The sequence below is a fragment of the Thalassobaculum sp. OXR-137 genome (assembly GCF_034377285.1).
Classification (GTDB): Bacteria; Pseudomonadota; Alphaproteobacteria; order Thalassobaculales; family Thalassobaculaceae; genus Thalassobaculum.
In genome coordinates, this window is sequence record NZ_CP139715.1 from 2,830,797 (window position 1) to 2,847,518 (window position 16,722).

16 protein-coding genes and 1 tRNA gene are annotated in these 16,722 nt (G+C 61.9%); 7 read left to right on the forward strand and 10 right to left on the reverse strand.

What is annotated here, in order from left to right; all coding sequences use genetic code 11:
* Positions 1-2 precede the first annotated feature (2 nt).
* The 6 genes from T8K17_RS13375 (at position 3) to T8K17_RS13400 (ending at position 5,568) form a co-directional block, all read left to right on the forward strand.
* Positions 3-1,142 (forward strand): minor capsid protein, encoded by a 1,140-nt coding sequence (locus T8K17_RS13375; RefSeq protein WP_322330230.1) that lies wholly within the window; start codon positions 3-5, stop codon positions 1,140-1,142.
* 245 nt (positions 1,143-1,387) lie between these two features.
* Positions 1,388-1,873 (forward strand): hypothetical protein, encoded by a 486-nt coding sequence (locus T8K17_RS13380; RefSeq protein WP_322330231.1) that lies wholly within the window; start codon positions 1,388-1,390, stop codon positions 1,871-1,873.
* Between the two features lie 331 nt (positions 1,874-2,204).
* Positions 2,205-4,442, forward strand: a complete 2,238-nt coding sequence (locus T8K17_RS13385) for a tape measure protein (RefSeq protein WP_322330232.1) — start codon at positions 2,205-2,207, stop codon at positions 4,440-4,442.
* Positions 4,442-5,014: a hypothetical protein gene (locus tag T8K17_RS13390; protein WP_322330233.1), complete on the forward strand. Its 573-nt coding sequence runs from the start codon at positions 4,442-4,444 to the stop codon at positions 5,012-5,014. Before T8K17_RS13385 ends, T8K17_RS13390 begins: the two co-directional genes overlap by 1 nt.
* The gene (locus tag T8K17_RS13395; protein ID WP_322330234.1) at positions 4,998-5,318 is read left to right on the forward strand and encodes a hypothetical protein; all 321 of its coding nucleotides are present in this window, start codon (positions 4,998-5,000) and stop codon (positions 5,316-5,318) included. The genes T8K17_RS13390 and T8K17_RS13395 overlap by 17 nt, the downstream gene beginning before the upstream one ends.
* Complete coding sequence (locus tag T8K17_RS13400; RefSeq protein WP_322330235.1) at positions 5,293-5,568, forward strand: hypothetical protein; 276 nt, start codon at positions 5,293-5,295, stop codon at positions 5,566-5,568. The genes T8K17_RS13395 and T8K17_RS13400 overlap by 26 nt, the downstream gene beginning before the upstream one ends.
* Before the next feature lie 131 nt (positions 5,569-5,699).
* Here the strand turns inward: T8K17_RS13400 and T8K17_RS13405 are convergent, their stop codons facing one another.
* The 4 genes from T8K17_RS13405 to T8K17_RS13420 all read right to left on the reverse strand — a co-directional run bounded on the left by T8K17_RS13405 (position 5,700) and on the right by T8K17_RS13420 (position 8,801).
* Positions 5,700-6,509 carry a hypothetical protein gene (locus tag T8K17_RS13405; protein ID WP_322330236.1) on the reverse strand — a complete coding sequence of 270 codons (810 nt, stop codon included), beginning with the start codon at positions 6,507-6,509 and terminating at the stop codon, positions 5,700-5,702.
* 95 nt (positions 6,510-6,604) lie between these two features.
* Positions 6,605-6,817: a hypothetical protein gene (locus tag T8K17_RS13410; protein ID WP_322330237.1), complete on the reverse strand. Its 213-nt coding sequence runs from the start codon at positions 6,815-6,817 to the stop codon at positions 6,605-6,607.
* Positions 6,818-6,861: 44 nt separating this feature from the next.
* Positions 6,862-7,644 (reverse strand): hypothetical protein, encoded by a 783-nt coding sequence (locus T8K17_RS13415; RefSeq protein ID WP_322330238.1) that lies wholly within the window; start codon positions 7,642-7,644, stop codon positions 6,862-6,864.
* 152 nt (positions 7,645-7,796) lie between these two features.
* Positions 7,797-8,801, reverse strand: coding sequence for a hypothetical protein (locus tag T8K17_RS13420; RefSeq protein WP_322330239.1), 1,005 nt, complete (start codon positions 8,799-8,801; stop codon positions 7,797-7,799).
* A 249-nt stretch (positions 8,802-9,050) separates the two neighbouring features.
* On the opposite strand from T8K17_RS13420, the gene T8K17_RS13425 reads away from it, so the two are divergent.
* The gene (locus T8K17_RS13425) at positions 9,051-10,313 is read left to right on the forward strand and encodes an ATP-binding protein (protein WP_322330240.1); all 1,263 of its coding nucleotides are present in this window, start codon (positions 9,051-9,053) and stop codon (positions 10,311-10,313) included.
* Between the two features lie 188 nt (positions 10,314-10,501).
* Here T8K17_RS13425 and T8K17_RS13430 read toward each other — a convergent pair whose 3' ends face one another.
* The 6 genes from T8K17_RS13430 to T8K17_RS13455 all read right to left on the reverse strand — a co-directional run bounded on the left by T8K17_RS13430 (position 10,502) and on the right by T8K17_RS13455 (position 16,694).
* The gene (locus T8K17_RS13430; protein WP_322330241.1) at positions 10,502-11,974 is read right to left on the reverse strand and encodes a tyrosine-type recombinase/integrase; all 1,473 of its coding nucleotides are present in this window, start codon (positions 11,972-11,974) and stop codon (positions 10,502-10,504) included.
* 97 nt (positions 11,975-12,071) lie between these two features.
* Positions 12,072-12,156: transfer RNA gene (locus tag T8K17_RS13435), tRNA-Leu, on the reverse strand.
* Positions 12,157-12,184: 28 nt separating this feature from the next.
* Positions 12,185-12,979, reverse strand: coding sequence for an alpha/beta hydrolase (locus T8K17_RS13440; RefSeq protein WP_322330242.1), 795 nt, complete (start codon positions 12,977-12,979; stop codon positions 12,185-12,187).
* A 115-nt stretch (positions 12,980-13,094) separates the two neighbouring features.
* The gene (locus T8K17_RS13445; RefSeq protein WP_322330243.1) at positions 13,095-14,036 is read right to left on the reverse strand and encodes a branched-chain amino acid transaminase; all 942 of its coding nucleotides are present in this window, start codon (positions 14,034-14,036) and stop codon (positions 13,095-13,097) included.
* Positions 14,037-14,193: 157 nt separating this feature from the next.
* The gene (locus tag T8K17_RS13450) at positions 14,194-15,561 is read right to left on the reverse strand and encodes a hypothetical protein (protein ID WP_322330244.1); all 1,368 of its coding nucleotides are present in this window, start codon (positions 15,559-15,561) and stop codon (positions 14,194-14,196) included.
* Between the two features lie 23 nt (positions 15,562-15,584).
* A complete protein-coding gene (locus T8K17_RS13455; protein WP_322330245.1) occupies positions 15,585-16,694 on the reverse strand; it encodes a hypothetical protein in 1,110 nt (369 codons plus the stop codon).
* Positions 16,695-16,722 lie beyond the last annotated feature (28 nt).

Below are 16,722 nucleotides of genomic sequence, written 5' to 3' on the forward strand. Positions count from 1 at the left end.
CGATGGCAGACAACGTCCCGACGCGTCTCTATGACGCCACCGTTCAACGCGCGACGCGTATCGAGCGGTTCAAGAGCGGCTTTGTCCGCTCCCTGATCGCCGTGATCGACGATACGACCGAGGATCTCGTCGACCGCATCTGCCGGTCGCTTGAAGGCTCGCAGTCCCGGACGCGGCTCGAAACCATGCTCCGCGAGCTTCGGACCCTCAATGCTGACCTGAAGGGCGCCCTCGAAGAGCAGCTCGTCGACGAACTTGAGGCGTTCGCCCAGGAGGAAGTCGCGCGGACGGCGGCGACGTTGCAGCGGGCGTTGCCGGACTCGATTTCCGGCGCGGTCCAGTTCGCGGTTCCGTCCGAGGCGGTCCTGTTCACTTCAGCCGACGGCGAGTTCAAGAACACGCTGGTCCGGGGCAAGACTATCCAGGCTTGGCTCGACGATCTCGTTACGGGCGACTCGAACCGGATCGCGCAGGCGGTCCGTCTCGGCTTCGTTGAAGGGCAGGGGATCGACAGCATCGTCCGCCGGGTACGGGGGACCTCGACCCTCCGGTTCCGCGACGGCGAGCGGGCGTTGACCAAGCGCCAGGCCGAGGCCCTGGTCCGGACGTCGATCCAGGCTGCGGCGACTGAGGCGCGGGATCGTGTCTATCGCGCAAACGAGCCCCTGATAAAGGGCGTTCGATGGGTCTCGACCCTTGATGGCCGGACGTCGTCGATCTGCCAGAGCCTCGACGGGAAGGAGTTCGGAATCGACGATGGCCCACGACCCCCGAGCCATTTCAAATGCCGTAGTACGGTCGTCCCGATCATCAAGTCGTGGCGGGAACTTGGTTTCGACCGGGACGAGCCGCCGGGTCCGGTTCGTCCGTTCCTCCGGTCAAAACGGCGCCTGAAGGACGTCCCCAAGCCCGACCGCGACGCGCTACGTGGGACCGTGCCGGGCGACCTCAATTACGGCGACTGGCTCCGGAAGCAGCCAGCCAGCTTTCAGGACGAGGTTCTCGGTCCGACGAAGGCCAAACTCTTCCGCGATGGCGGTCTGCCGATTGAGAAGTTTAGGGACATTCGGATGACGTCTGACTTCACGCTCGACGAGCTTCGGCAACGGGAGCCCGAGGCTTGGCGGAAAGCCTTTGAGTAGCCTGAGGGCGCGCTTCACCGAGCGCAGTTGTGTACGCATTAACTGATATGTGCAGTCGAATCTCCTGGTGGACGGAGTATCGACGGTTCGTCCGCCCAAGCTAGCCGTGTCGAGCGAAGGGCGACGAACTTGCGTGAGAAAATGTTTATTGGTTCTATATGAATAGTTATGAATTGACATGGTTCATCAGGAATCGTATCTGTGTGTCTCCGCGATCTGCGGTGTTGCATATAGGAGTATGAACGATGCAATCAGGTGTATTTCTGTCGTCCACAGCCTTGACGCTGCTCTCTGATGTCGCGCTCGAAGAGGTGCTATCTGCGGTGCAGGGTTCGTCCTCATCCAAGCGCAAGGTCTCAGAGGCTTCATCCACATATGCGGTTGGGGGAGAGGGCGAGGGGGAAGAAGGGCCTAGCGACCTAACGGTTGCGCAGGCCCGCAAGTTGGTGAACGGTTGCTCTGAGCGCCCCCGGAAGGCGCTTCGGCTAATCTCCGAGCGGGGAAGTACTGAAGTGCTGACGTCCGATCTGGAGTCATATGTTGGTCTGGATGAAGCAGGGGGACTGCGTGGGGTGTACGCTGCTCTGACGCGCCGCACTCGAAATGTCACCGGCGATCCGGACGCCAATCTCATTTGGTGGGATTCAGACTTAACGGAAGAAGGCTCTTACCGGGGGCGGCTTTCCGACATGACCGTCACGTCTCTCCGTAAGGTGTTCGGCCTCGACTGATTTTTCCAGATTAAGGCACGGAGCGGAATTACGTCCCGTCTCCGTGCCTCTGTCCTTACCTCGCGAGCAGAACTTTTCTCCAGTGAATTGCAGTTCATGATCTTGCGTGTTTCTTGGCGCCTTGTATTTGGTTCGCGAATAAGTTCGCCATGCGTTCTTTCACGCATACCTCGGTAACGCCGTCTCTCTTTGATCTCGTCAGCCGGCGCTCCAATTTTCGAAGGACTAGACACTTGGTCGCCTGTATTGCCTGCGAGCAATTGGTTGTCTGCTGACTTGGCTAATTAGCTTTTGACGCTATCGAGACCAATCCAGCAGCCGTAGGCCACCTATGACCGACCGTACAATCCGGATCAACATCGATCCAACTGGCGCAAAATCCGGCGCGCAGCAAACCGTCAAATCACTTGAGTCGATCCGGGCTGCTAGTGGCAATGCTGCTGGCGGGATCAATCGCAGTTCATCCGCTATGGAGCAGGCGAAGGTAGCTGCGAACGACTATGCGGGAGCTACAGGACGTGCGCGCGACGAGCTGGGGCGTTTCGTTGCTGGCGCAGGACAGGCTGAACGCGCATCGCGCGGTGTGGGTTCGGCTATGAGCGCAGCGAAGGCCGCTGCCGTCGGTCTCGTCGGCGGTCTCGGCATCCGGTCCATTGTTGGCTACGCGGACGCCTGGACGGAGACGGAGAGCAAGCTCCGTCTGGTGACCTCGTCGAGCCGCGAGCTTGACTCTGTTCAGAAACAGCTTTTCGCGTCGGCTCAGGCGAACCGTTCGTCGTTCGGCGCGACCGCCGACCTCTATGCTGGCCTAGCGCGCAGCACGAAGGAACTCGGTGTCATGCAGGGCCAGTTGATGACGGTGACTAACGCCGTTAGCCAGGCGATGGTCATCTCCGGCGCCGACGCCCAGGCGGCTTCCGGCGCGATCCGGCAGCTTTCGCAAGCATTCGCGTCCGGCACCCTTCGCGGGGACGAGTTCAACTCCGTGAACGAAGCCGCTCCGCGCATCATGGATGCGGTCGCGAAGTCTATCGGTGTCACGCGCGGCGAAATCCGCGAGATGGCTGCCGATGGCCAGCTAACCTCCCAGATCCTCCTCGCCGCTCTGACCGACTCCGCCGAAGAGATCGGCGCCGAGTTCGGCTCTATGTCGATCACGGTCGGCCAGTCACTGACCCAACTCGACAACGCGTTCGGGAAGTTTGTCGGGAACCTCTCCGGATCGACCGGGGCGTCGTCCGGGCTCGCGTCGGTCATTACGACTCTCGCCGAGAACATGGATCTCCTCGCCTCCGCAGCCATTGGCGTCGGGACCGCAATCGCGGTGAACGCCTTCGGCCCGGTTGTCGTAGGTGCTATCGGGACCGTGACGACCGCTCTCCGTGGCGCGACCGGCGCGATGGCCGCTCTGAACGTTGCCGTCCGAGCGAACCCTCTCGGTCTGCTTGCGACCGCCATCGGTCTGGCTGCTGGCGGTCTAGCCTGGATGGCGACCGCTACCGACGACTCCGCCGATGCGACCAAGCGGCTTAACGATCTTCAGGGCACGAGCAAGTCGGTCACCGAGCAGCTAGAGGCCGCGACCCGAAGTAACGCCGCAGCGCGTTACGAAGAGGCGAACGCGACCCGTGAGCAGATTAAGGCGGAGATCGAACAGGCTCGACAGCGGCAGAAGTCGCTTCTCGAAGAAGCCGGTCTTCCTGCAGGCACGTCCCTCGAAGAGATCGACAACGCTCGCGTGAACCAGCGAGGTCGGGCGCAGATCGGTCGCATCCAATTCAACAACCGCGAGCTTCAAGCCCTGAAGGGCGTCGTCGCAACGATCCGCGAACTCGACGAAGAGATGACATCGGTCGACGAAGCGATGGCGGCTGCTGAGAAGCGCTTCGGCAAGCTCGGCGGTGCGGCCAGCAAGGCGGGCGGCGGGACCAAGGATCTCACCGACGAGCAGAAGAAGCTCCAGGAGAGGATCGACGACACCATCGGCGGTCTTGAGTCCGAGCTTACCCAGGTCCGGGCGCTAGAAGTCGCCATCGGCCAGGGGGAGGGAGCGGTCGAGGATTGGACCGACGCCCGTGACGCTTTCAACACCATCCAGCGTCTCGGGATTGATACTGATAGCGAAGCGGCGAAGGAGATCATCCGCCTGACGGTCGCGATCAACGAACAGAACCGGGCGAATGACGACGCCCGCGATGCGATCAAAAAGCAGGCCGACGCGCAGTCTGAACTGAGCCGCTTGATCGACGACACGCTGACCCCTGCGGAGAAGTACCGCGCCAAGCTCGCGGAGATCGAAAAGCTGCGCCCGTTCGCGGATACGCCGAAGGAAATCGAGGCCATCGACCGGGCTCTGAGGGCGGTCGAACTTGAAGAGTTTGAGAGGCGGAACAAGGAGGCGGCGGACGCCGTCGAAGCCGCCTGGGGCAACTCGATTGACGCCGTCCCATCCGTCCCGGCGGACGACGATCCGGAGGGCGTCCAGGTCCTCGCCGACGCAATTGGGGATGCTCTCGCCGCCGAAGATAGGGTCACGGTCGAAGTCAATCCCCAACGCAAGGCCGCCTGATGTCCCTCCTGATTGCTGTCGTCGGTAGCGAGCGCGTCGTGTTCGCCACCGACACCCTCCGTTACCGCGACCGGACGCCGTCCGGCATGGTCCCAACGAAGACCTTCATCGGCTCCGGTTTCGCCATCGCGACCCGAGGCAACGTCGGCGCTATCGAAACTGCCATCGACTTTTTGGTCGGGAAGCCTGACTTCCGGTCTGCCGTCGCTTCGGTCGACGAGGCGTTCGCCGCCGTCCGGTCGCACTCGAAGTTCGATCAGGACGTTGCAGTCGAGTTGACTATCGCTGGGCTCGTCGACTTCAAGCCTCGCTGCCGCCGCTTCTCGCTCGCAGGTGTCGACCTCCCGATGGGACCGGGCGCGTACTGCTTCCCTGATCTTGGTCGCCCGCTCCCCGCGCAGATCTCCGAGAAGCAACTCGTCAAGGTCGCTCAGGTCGTCGAGCGGGTCGCTCGTGAGCGCAGATGGAACCTCTGCATCGGCGGCAGGCTCCACCTGACGACCGTCGACCGCGCAGGCGCACGCCAAGAAGAGATCGAAGCCTTCGGAGGCATCGATGCACTGGCAGCTTGAGGCTCAGCGAGCCGCCCAGGACCTCGACGCGTGTCTCGCCGCCGAACGCTCCCGCTGGGAGACCGGCGGCTATAGCGGCAGCTTCACCGCCTTCCGGACCTCAATCGAGGCAGCCTTCGAGATCGCAGACAAGGCATTCGAGCGGCTGACCATCCGCCCCGGCGCGGCGAGCACGATGTTCCAGCTTCGGGCAACGCTCCGGGCGAGGAAGCGCGACTTGATAGCCGGGTTGCAGGCGGCATGGGACAAGGCGCAAGACGCGAAACGCGAGATCGACGATGAGTTCGGCGACATCTTCGCGTGAATGGACCATCTGTTCTGCTTTGGAATTGGTCGCTCTGGTATTAGTTCCGTATCAAAAAGGGTCAAGCTCGTATGAAAGGCTTAAAAAAGAATATATTATAAGCCTTTATGAAGACCTTGACCTTTTTCAAGTAACTGAAAAACAAGAATTAATCGCGATTGGAAATAAAACGTTCCTATCGCGGAAAAAAATTCCTATAGCCTGGCTCGCTCAAACGCGTGCGGCTCGCGAACGCGAAGCTCTCTCGTAGCACTGCGCCACGGAAAACAAAGATTGCCCTATAAGCCTCGCTGATCAGCTAACGGCCTGATCGGGTAGCGAGGTAGCCGAAGCTCCCATTCTGCTGGCCTAGCGCCTGCTTCTGCGTCATTGGCGCGGGTTCTAAGTCCGGTTCTTCCGTCGGGCTTTTAACCGCGCCTTCCTTCCCAGCTTGCCGGTATGCGGAACCGGGGTTTCGTCGACGTCTTGTGCTGGGGTCGGCTCCGTGACCTTTCGCGTCGCTCGCTTGATCGCGGCGGTCAGTCTCTTGTCGGACTCGATCATCGCCCAGCGGAGGGCGTCCACCTGGCCGAATATCTGGACCGCCGCTTCCCACTCGTCCGGGCGGATCAGGGCGGGGAGGACGACCCGGATCGCGTCCGGATCGCAAACCCCACAGACCGCGTCTTCGGCGATCTGCAACAGTGCGCGCTTCTGATCGGGGATGCGGACGAGGACACTCTGGACCAAGACGACCGCTCGCCGGGTCTGGCTGCTCTCCGTGACCTTGACCCCGGTCGGGAGGAGTTCCCCCGCGTCCTGAGCCCGCTTGATCGCCGCGCGGACTCGCTTCACGGCTTTCCGGACAGCGCCTGTCGCGTCGGTCGCGCAACCTTCACCAAGGGCGGCGACGTCGCGATTGCCCCAGAGAATCCGGGCGACGTCGGCTTCGGTCTCGGCGAAATCGATGCTCGCTGCGCGGTAATTCTTAATCAGGGCTCCGTCGACGGTGTCGGACGTAAACGCCTCTCCGAGTTTGGTCGCGCACGCCATGACGTCAACGAACCGGGGAAGGGACCGGAAGCCACCGCGCCCGTGGACGCGACGACCGATCCGCGCGTCGTCGAGCGGAACTATGGCGCTCTCGGGGATGATATCCGGGAAGAGGGACGCTTGAACCTGGGGCATGACCCGGATGATACCGGGCGCCATATTGAAAGTAGAAACCGGACCGGAAGGAAGACCGGGCGAGGAAAGAAAGCCCCGGCGCGGGGCCGGGGCGAGTCTTGGGAGCCAAGCGGAAGTGGTTACTGCGCGACCTCCTTCGCCAAAGCGATGAAGCGATCTTCGACGTCGTCGTCGACCTCGATGTTCCGGGTCTCCATGCAGGCGCGGAACGCGGCGAACGCGGCAACCCCGGCGGCTTCGGCAGCGGTTTCGGCGCCGACGTCCGAGCGATGCTCTTCGAGGAGACGGAGGTAGTCTTCCTGGATGCCGCCGACGGTGATGGGGTTGAACATGATCTGAGTCCTTTCGGTTTGCTAGGGGTAGGGGAGACGTGCGGTTAGACCGCGCGCCAGACTTGCGCGAGACCTTCGCCGGTCTTCGCGATCCGGTAGCCAGCCTGCGCGGCGGTCCGGGTCGCCGTGACGCGCGGGATCGCCCGCCAGCCGGTGATTTCCTTCAACTCTCCGAGGGTAACCCCGCCTTTCCGGCGTAGGGCGTCGAGGAGCTTCGCCCTCTTCGAGCTGGCACGGGGGAGCTTGATCTCGGAGCCCGTCGCGACCTTGGAGTAGGCTGGGCCGTCTTCCACCTTCGCCTTTTTCGGCGCGGGAACGACCGACGGCTCGACGGCTTCGATCTCGGTCCAGTTCGGGACGCTGCTGTGAAGCGCGTCCCACTTTGTGTCGAGCCAGCACCAAGCCTTGCGGTTGATCGCCCACTCGCCCTTTTCGATCTCGTCGATGCAACGCTTCTCGACCAGCGAGCCGAACGTCCCGTTAGCGCTCTCCTTCGACCATCCCCGGTCGACCAGGGAGCCGGTATCGCACCAGGTGTACTCGTCCATCTCGAAGAAGGACGGGCGTTCGCCGCCGCATCCCGCCAATGCGTCGAGGGTCAGGAAGTAGAGGGCGTGGAGTTCATTTTCCGTCAGGTCGAAGACTTCCGCCGGAGCCGGGCGGACGAGGGCGACGATATTCGCCTCCGTCTTCCCTTGCGCGGTAGCGGCCTTGATAATTCGCTCGATACCGACGGCGCGGGAAGTAAAGCGCTTGACGCCGGAGCCGGTCAGGACGTTGTAGCCAGTGACGAGTTCGCCGGTCGTTAGGTCGTTGATCGTCGGCATCTTCTGTCTCCGTGTCTTGCGGTCGGTCGGCGCGTGTCGTTGAAGACACTTTTATTGGCGAGCCTTCGGTAACGACAGAAAAAAACACGCACAGGTTGTGTTTTTGTTGGTGCTTGGATTAGAAGCTGACCTCGACGGCGTCGATGTGCAGCCTAAATAATCCCGTCGAGCGCGCTGAACCGAACGCGGTCGAGGTGCTCCTTCAAGATCCCCGGACCGAGCGGCGCTCCGTATACCCGCTGGAACATCGCCGCGTCTTGATCCGACCGGGTCCATCCGAAGATCCGGTTCACGACCGGGATCGGGGTCGCCTCCCGCTGATGGTGCGCAGCCGCGCAATGCCGGAAGCTGTGCTGTACGAGGCGAGCGTCGTCGGTCACGGCTCTGATCGTTCGGTTGATCGACTTCCCGGCCCTGCGGTCCCAAGTCGTCCGGTCGATCTCGGCGAAGCCGTTCGCTAGGAGTGCCTCAGGGATCGGCAGCGTCCGCGTCGACGCCGCGTTCTTGAGGCGCCGATATCGGTTCGGGCGGATCGCGACAAGCCAAAGGTCGGACGCCTCGTCCTGATAGACGTCCTCCGGTGCGAGGCCGTGGATCTCCTGCGACCGAGCGCCAAGGTGAAGCTGCGCGACGGCGGCGACAAACCGACGATGGTCCGTCGCCTTCAACCGGCGCATAACGTCTGCGAGGACGTCGTCCGGGAAGGGAAGGCGCCGGTCCATTGGGTCGCGCTTTTCCCGTATCCGGAGCCCGGCGAACGGATTGGACCCGGCGACCGCGCCCTCCGCGATTTGGAACCTGAAGACAGTAGACCAAGCGGCGACGTAGAGGTTCGCCGTACTTGCCTTGCGTCCATGGGCGAAGCGGTCGAGGAGCGCACGGGCTTCGGTCCGGTCGATAGACGAGAGCGGGCGGTCTGGATCCACGCCGGAGGCGGCGAGTGCCTTGCGGTAGTTCAGGACCGTCTGGCGACCTCGCTCGCCCTTCTCCGGGGCGGTAAGGAAGGCGTTGAAGGCGTCGGCTACCTTCGGCCCAATCGGTGTCCGTTCAGCGTCTAGCAGCCGGCAGAGGGCGAAGACGGCGAGGTTTTCGATTGACCGGCAGTCGCGGTCGGCGATTGCTGTCGCGGCGGCTACAAGTTCGTCGGGTATGTTCATTTTTAGTTCCATCGGCCCAGGCTACGGTGGGGAGCGGGCGATGGCCAGCTGAGCGAAGACCCACCCGCACACAGCAAGTGGTGACTGCTTCGCAGTTCATTTGCCGATCCATCACCGCGTTAGCAGCGGTAATGCATATATATGGTGCGTCGATAGGGAATGGATGGCATTATATAGAGAGATCTCCCTGGTTGGCGCACGTGATTTCGTGTCACCGCTGATGTTGGATCTTTCATTTTGGAGTAACGGATGGCCATTCCAGGATTTGATGATGACCGCTTAAAAGCACTCATTAAGACACACCTCAGTGCATCCGACACAATTAAAGATGCCGAGCATCTCCGAGGTAGATCAGTAAACCTTAGAGAAATTGACCGGGCGTTTGGTGCTGGCGGTAGGCACATTTTCATTTACGGAGATAGGGGAATTGGGAAAACTTCCCTCGCACAAACCGCAGCTTTTCAACATCAGTCCAGCGAGATCGAACCTCCATTGGTGGCTTGCTATAAGGAAGCCTCGTTCTCTGATCTTATGGCCACTGCTCTACAGCGCTGCGTGCAACACACCGTATTTAATGGAAGTAAAAGAGACCAAGAAACTCTTTCTGTTGGACCAAGTTTTTTAAAGTACACTGTTCAGAGAGTTTCTGATAACAATTTAGAATTAGGTGTTGTTTCTGTTAATGATGCGTTGTCGGCGTTTAAATATCTTATTGAAAAACAAATTGTTCGAGAGCCGGTAATAGTATTTGATGAATTTAATCAAATTGCCGATGATGCTGTAAAGTTAAATATGGCTAATATTATTCAACAGACTTCTGTTCAAGGCGTTGGGGTTAAATTTGTTTTTTGTGGTATTGGGCAGTCTTTAGATGATTTGATTGGAACGCATAAATCTGCTGAAAGATATCTCAAAACAATTCGACTAGAGAAAATAAATCATTCTGCCAGGCATGAAATTATTCAGACTGCATTTGCTGCGGCTGGGCTTGAGATAGATCGGGAGTTTGTAATTAGGTTGGGCATCATTTCTGATGGCTATCCTCATTACATTCACCTCGCGACTGAATATATCCTTTGGGCAATGTTTGACGATAGCGAGACAGTATCTTTTTGCACAAGTGACCATTTTAAAAAGGGTATTTATGATTCGGTCAGGAATGCTGAAACGTCATCCCGTCTGACATATGATCGGGCAACAAAGAAGTATATGGACGACTATCAAGAGGTTCTCTGGGCTTTTGCCGATACACCGGTTTTGGAAAGGCAAATACAAGAAGTATATGGCTCTTCATATGATTATGTTATGAAGACGAGAAAAAAAGAGAAACTCTCACTTGATCGTTTTAGGAGTAGAGTTTCTATGCTAGTTAAAGATCGTCATGATCGTATACTGTCTTCAAATGGATCTGGTTGGTATAAATTTACAGATAATGTAGTGCGCGGTTTTGTTCGCATGAAGGCCGAAGAAGCCGGAGTTCAGCTAGAAAAGGATCATTATTCATCCACTTGATTTGTTCCGATATTTGTAAAATCTTACATCAGCTGCATTTAATGCCCTAATGCTCAAAACTTTTCTGATTTATTTCAATGCTTCAGCGCGTATTGTGGTTCTGTTCGCAAGCGAAGAAACGACCGATAGAGTGCCAATCGCTTACCTGATTTGACGCTGTTCCTGACGGGATTGGGGGGGGGGGCGACCTATTTTGACCAGGGCGGCGGAACAAGCGAGAATCTAATCGACGCGACCGCTTCCGCAAGGCGGGGAAGTGATGCGCCGCGCCCGTATCCTCGTCCTGCGGTCGCAGGCGCCCAGCCCTGAAGCCGTTCGATCAAGACCTCGTCGACCCCGGAAGACAGGGCAAGATCGCGAAAACCGTGCCGGAACGAGTGGAATGTAACCCTCGGGTCGGTGACTTTCGCCTTCTTCCGAAGGAACCGCCCGAACCGCTTCTGGAAATAACCCGTCAGCCGCCCCTTTGTGTCGGGCCTATGATCCGTTAAGGCACCTGGTCTCGTAGCGACGTAGTCGAGGAAGCCAAGGTTAACGAGATCGGGGTGGACCGGGATACGGCGCCGGGCGTTGACGGTCTTTCCGTCGACAACGTCGAGGAAGGTTACGCCGTCCTCGGTCCTCACGTTCGCTGCCGATAGCCCAGCGATCTCAGACATACGGGCTCCTGTCATGTAGGCCAGCGTCGTCATCCAGTAGAACGTGAGGTCGTTGGTAGGAAGCGCGCCGAAGATTGCCCGTAGGTGGGCTTCGTCGAATGGATAGCGGGCCTTCTCGTCCCGGTCGTCTACGATCCGAATGCCCCCCGCTGGATTGCTGTCAATCAGGCCGTCATTCTCAGCGACCCCGAGGAGCGTCCGCACGAAGCCAATTTGTTTCCTGACCGTCGCTGAGGAAAGAAGCGCGACCGTCCCGTCCTGTGGGGTCTTCTCAGCGATCTTGTCGACCGAGAGTTCGCGCTGCGTGTTCGGGATGCGCTTCGGCAGCTTTTCGAGGACCCCACGGAATTTCCGGACGTGGTCTTTCGTGATTTTCCCAAGGGGCAGGTCTCCGTTGACCGCAATAAACCGCCGCATGGCGAGGTCAGCTTCACCTACTGAGAGATCGGTCGGATTGGCGCGCTTGCACCAGACAGCGAAAATGTATCCGAGCCCGTCGCCCGCCGAGGGAGTGGTCTTGCGTCCATCGACCGCCTCAAGGGCGGCGAGGTCCTTCTCCATCTCTGCGGTTGCCACATCGGTTGCCTTGCCTCCGACGGCGTCCAATAGTTTGAGGCTGTCGAGAGCGACCCTGAACGGCGTACCGGACTCCTCCGCTTCCGCCTCCATCGCCTGACGAGCGCGGTCGTAGAAAATCGTGACCTCCGCCGGTCGATCCGCGACACGCTTCCTGGCCTCGACCGGATTTCCGTAGTCGTCGAGGAGAATCTCGACTCGGCTCGACGAATCCGCATCGACTCCGCGAAGCTGTTCGATCTTTTCATCGTGAAGGCTGGCGAGGCGTCGCACCGCCTTTGTCGCCTCGGCCTTGGAGCCGACCTTGAGAGGAATCGTCCAGTGCTTCTTCCCGACGACAGGCTGGAGGTCCTTCGGGACGAAGCGCTCATAGTACCAGCCGTGAGCGCGGGACTTGAGGTAGCGAACGTCTCTGAGCTTCGGCATGGATTGACTCCGGACTAGGCGCGGACTAGGCGCGTAATTAGGAGAAAATCATAGCGTTTTCAGGACGTTTCGTCCATTCAAAGGGTTAGGTGAGGAATGGTGGCCCCGGAGGGACTCGAACCCTCACGCCCGAAGGCTCGCGATTTTAAGTCGCGTGCGTCTACCAGTTCCGCCACGGGGCCGTGTGGTCGCGTCGGATCGGTTGACTGTCTACCCCAGTTCCGCCGCGCTGTTCCAGATCGCAGTGAACCAATCCTCCCAACCCGGGCCGAGCATCAGGTTGTGGGGGGCGTCGTCCAGGCGCAGATGGCGGCCGCCGTAGAAATCGGCGATGGCCCGATCCTGACCCGGCGGGTGTCGGGCCGGGTCGTCGCGGCCGCCCTCCACCACCAGAATCGGCAGGCCGGCGGGCAGGGCGGTGGGGTCCACCGGGATCTTCAGGTCGTAGCGCTGGTTCAGCAGGCGCGGGCTCTCCGCGCTCAGGCGGGCGGCCATGCGGTCGAGGTCGTCCGGCGCCAGATGCGGGGCGTAGCGCGCGCCGGCCTGGGCGGGGCTGAGCGGCGGGCAGAGCCGGCTCTCGTCCACCAGCGGCACCTTCGCCGCGCCGGGGAGATTGCCGGGCGGGGAGGGGCAGAGCAGCAACAGGCCGGCCGTCGCGCGGCGCAGCGCGGCCAGCACCACGATCAGGCCGCCCATGGAATGTCCGGCCACCAGCGGCGGCGTGCCGATGGCGTCGATGGCGGCGATCACATCCTCCACCATCTCCTCGGCGCCGGATGTGCGGAAGGCGTCGTCCGGCTCCAGCCCCCCATGGCCGCGCAGGTCGAGGGCGTGGACGCTGCGCCCGTCGGCCGTCAGCCGGTCGACCCAGTGCTCCCAGCACCACGCCCCGTGATAGGCGCCATGCACCAGCAGCACCGGCGGTCGTCCGTCAGGCTCGGCGGGCAGGGCGGAGTGGAGACGGGCGGGTCCCAGCATCTCCACGGTGACTTGGGGCTGGCTCATCTGGATGCTCCCCGGTCCGCGCCGGCTATGGAGGGAGGGGTTTCGGCAAAACGTCCAAACGAAAACGCGGCACCCGAGGATGCCGCGTTCTTGCTGTTCCGGAGGTCGGCGGCGATCACTCGGCCGCGTTGGCCTTGGCGGCGCTGTAGACCGGCATGCGCCATTCCGGATGGGCGCCGGACTTGCCGTGGCAGACGTCGAAATACATGTCCTGCAGCTTCTTGGTGATCGGGCCGACCTTGCCGGTGCCGACCGCCAGCTTGTCGATCGAGGTGATCGGCGTGACTTCCCAGGCGGTGCCGCAGAAGAACGCCTCGTCGGCGGCGACCAGCTCGGAGCGGTCCACGTCGCGCTCGACCGCCGGGGTGCCCATCTCCTCCAGGAGCTGCAGCACGGTGGTGCGGGTGATGCTCTCCAGGATGTCGCTGGAGGTATGCGGGGTGATCGGCACGCCGTCGCGGACCATGAAGAAGCACATGCCCGGACCCTCGGCGACCTTGCCGCGGCTGTTCAGCAGGATGGCGGTGTCGTAGTCGTCGGCGATCGCCTGCAGGGTGGCGAGGCGGCCGTTCTGGTAGTTGGCGTTGACCTTGGCGCGCATCGGCATGGCGTTGTCAGGCACCCGCATCCAGGAGCTGACCTGGGCGGAGATACCCTCGGTGATCTTGGCGGTGCGCGGACGCTCCTGTGCGGTGATCGACAGCTTGATCGGGCCGGTGACGTTCTGGCCGCCATGGCCGGCGACATAGGCCGTGGTCATGATGTGGACGTTCTCGCCCTGGATCCCGTTGGCGCGGATCAGCTCGATGGTCTTCTCGGTCACGTAGTCCGGCGTGATGATCTCGGCATAGCGCATGAAGCGCTGGGAGAAGACCAGGCGGTGCATGTGCTCTTCCATGCGGAACAGGTACATCTCCTGCTCGTCGGCGTTCCAGTAGCCGCGCACGCCCTCGAACACGGCGGAGCCGAACTTGAAGGCGGCGCTGTCCACATGGACCTTGCCCTCGTCCCAGGGAACGATCTTGTCATCCATGAAGCAGTATTTGGGGGTCGCCATGATCTGAGGTCCTTCGAGGCTGGATGCGGCCGAGTAGGTATGGGGCGATCCCAGGGAAACCCGGTTCCGGCAAAAGGGTCGATAAGGGAAACGCCAATTTATGCCCGTGTCGGACCGGCGGCAAGACGGGTCCTGCACCTGGAAAAGGCAGCGGTGCCTATTCTCCGCGCAGCGCGGCCATCCCCTTCTCGCGCAGCTTGTCGGCTTTTTCCGGCCCCTCGGTGAGTTCCACCAGACGCACCGTGCAGAACAGGTCGACGGTGGAGACCGTGACGTCGTCGGCCTGAAGCCGCTTCAGCAGGTCGTCGGAACGGGTGTCGAGCTTGGCGCTGATCTGTTTCATCGCGGTGGCGATCTCCGCCTCCAGCCCGACATCGCCGGCGTACTGCTTGCACAGGCGCAGGGAAACGATCTGGTCCTCGATGGCGCGGAACCGGTCGCGGTTGCCGGTCGCGCTCTCCGGCGGTGTGTCCAGGGACTCGATCGCCGCCATCGCCTTGGGCGCGGCGCCGGACACGATGGTCTCGCGCGCCACCCGGCCGAGCTCGGCCTTCACCCGCTCGATCTGCCGGGCGACCCCGCGGCCGCCGCCGCCCGCGGCCTGGGCCTCACGCTGCAGGGTCTTCAGCTCGTTGCCGAGCGCCCGGGCGACCGCGACCGGGTCGTCCTTCTTGGTCTCCGCCGCGGCGCGCACGTCGATGATCCGGTCTTCCTGCTGGCTGGCGACCGCCTCGCCGACCTGTCCACCCATGGACTGGATCAGGTCGCCCGCCCCCTCGTCGATCAGCCGCTCGATCAGCGACGGCAGCATCGCCGGGGACTGCAGCCGGGTCATCAGCGACAGCACCAGCATCGGCAGGCCGTCGCGGTTGAGCGCCGCCGTGCGGGTCAACCCGTCGACGATCAGCATCAGATCGGCCTTGTTCACGTCGGCGATCGGCGGCGGCGGCAGCTTGCGCCGCATCTCGGTCAGCGGGGCGGCCACGGACAGGGCGGTGATGATGTCGTCGAGGGAGGCCAGCACCTCCGGCCCGCCCAGCTGTTCCTGCAGCTTGGCCGGCCCGCCCTTGATCTTGCCGCTCTCGTCCCGCAGGCCTTTCAAGACCTTATGGGCGGCGGACCAGAACGGCCGACCGGCGGCATCGACCGCCTCGGCGTCGGCCGGGTCGAGGGTCTTGAGGGTTTCCAGAACCGGAGCGAGGCCGTCGGCGCCGAGCAGGGCCTCGGTCTCGCTCCAGATCGGTTTCAGCGCGCTTCGGGGAATGCGGCCGAGCGCCTTGCGCGGGGTGTTGGGATTGTAGAGCAGGTCCTCGAACGGCCGGCAGAACAGGCGCATCGGCGTGAACCTGCGCTCCGGCCGGATCAGGCGCAGCCGTGGGCGGATCTGCGTCAGCATGGCCACGGAGGCGGCCTGCTGCGCCGGTTTCAGGCGCCGCAGCTCCAGGGCGGTGACCAGCTTCTCGAACTCGGCTTCCGGGATCTCGAAGACCTTACTCGCCATGTTGTCGAGCGGTTTGTCGTTCATGATGTCGGTGCCTCGTGGCGGCTTCAGGCCTGTTCGCGCATCGCTTCGGCACGACGCCGCTCGATGCGCAGCTGCAGCTCGATATCGGTGTGGCCGGACTGCCAGTTCTGCAGCGGTTTCACGAACTTGCGCATGGCATTCTCGAGATCGCCCCAGGCCTTGCCGTTGTTGGTCTCGAGTTCTTTGGTCGGCACGAGGGGGAGCATCCGCACGATCTCTTCCAGCGCATCGCGCTGCTCGTGCATCGCCCCATCTAGGACATCTTCCCACAATTCGATCACGTGGTCCCATCCGTCGAGCAGCCAGGAGATCCGGGTCATGCCGTCGGAGATCTCCTTGCCCACGGTGCCCCAATTGGCCAGGGCCGCCGTCAGGTCGTTGGCGTGGTCGTCGATCTCACCGATCAGCGTCCGGCCCACATCCAGGGTCAGCAGGGCGACGTCGGCGACGAGAAAGGCGAGGCCGTCCGGGTCGGCGTTGGAGTTCTTGCCCCAGGCGGTGACGTTCATGCGGAACGCCTTGAGTCGGCTCATCAGCCGGCGCAGCCGGCATTCGTGCGGCATGGAGGCGATGCCGACCGGGGCGATCAGGTCCGACCATTTCTCGATATCGGCGTAGAGCTGTTCGGAGGAGACGCGCAGGTCGCTGGCGATGCCGGCCATGATGCCGCGGACCTTCTTCTGGCCGGCGGCGGAGGACAGCTCGACCACGGACAGCTTCACATCCGCCTTGGCCAGGGTCTTCACCACCGAGTTGACCAGATAGTAGTTGGTCAGCAGCCGTTCGTTCTCTTCCTGCTCGATCGCCTTCTCCGCGGCGTCGATGGCGTCCGGACCCGACAGGCCGGTCATCGCGATCTCATGGGCGCAGCGCCGCATGTCGCGGGGCGTCGCTGCCTTGCGGGTCTCGATCATGTCGTGGAAGGCGCGGTCGTGGACCGACATGCGGAACACCTCGCGCACGCCGGACCAGCCGATGATGTACACGCCGCTGCCGCCGGAGAGCCCCGGGACGATGATCTCCAGGCCCCCGTTGCCGTCCGACCGCGCCCGCGCGAAGGCCAGCATCGGCGTGGTGAACGGGACGACGACGCCGCGCTCTTCGAACGTGGCCGGCCAGTACTTGGTGTTCAAGTGTCCGGCGGCTTCCCCATCGCGCGTA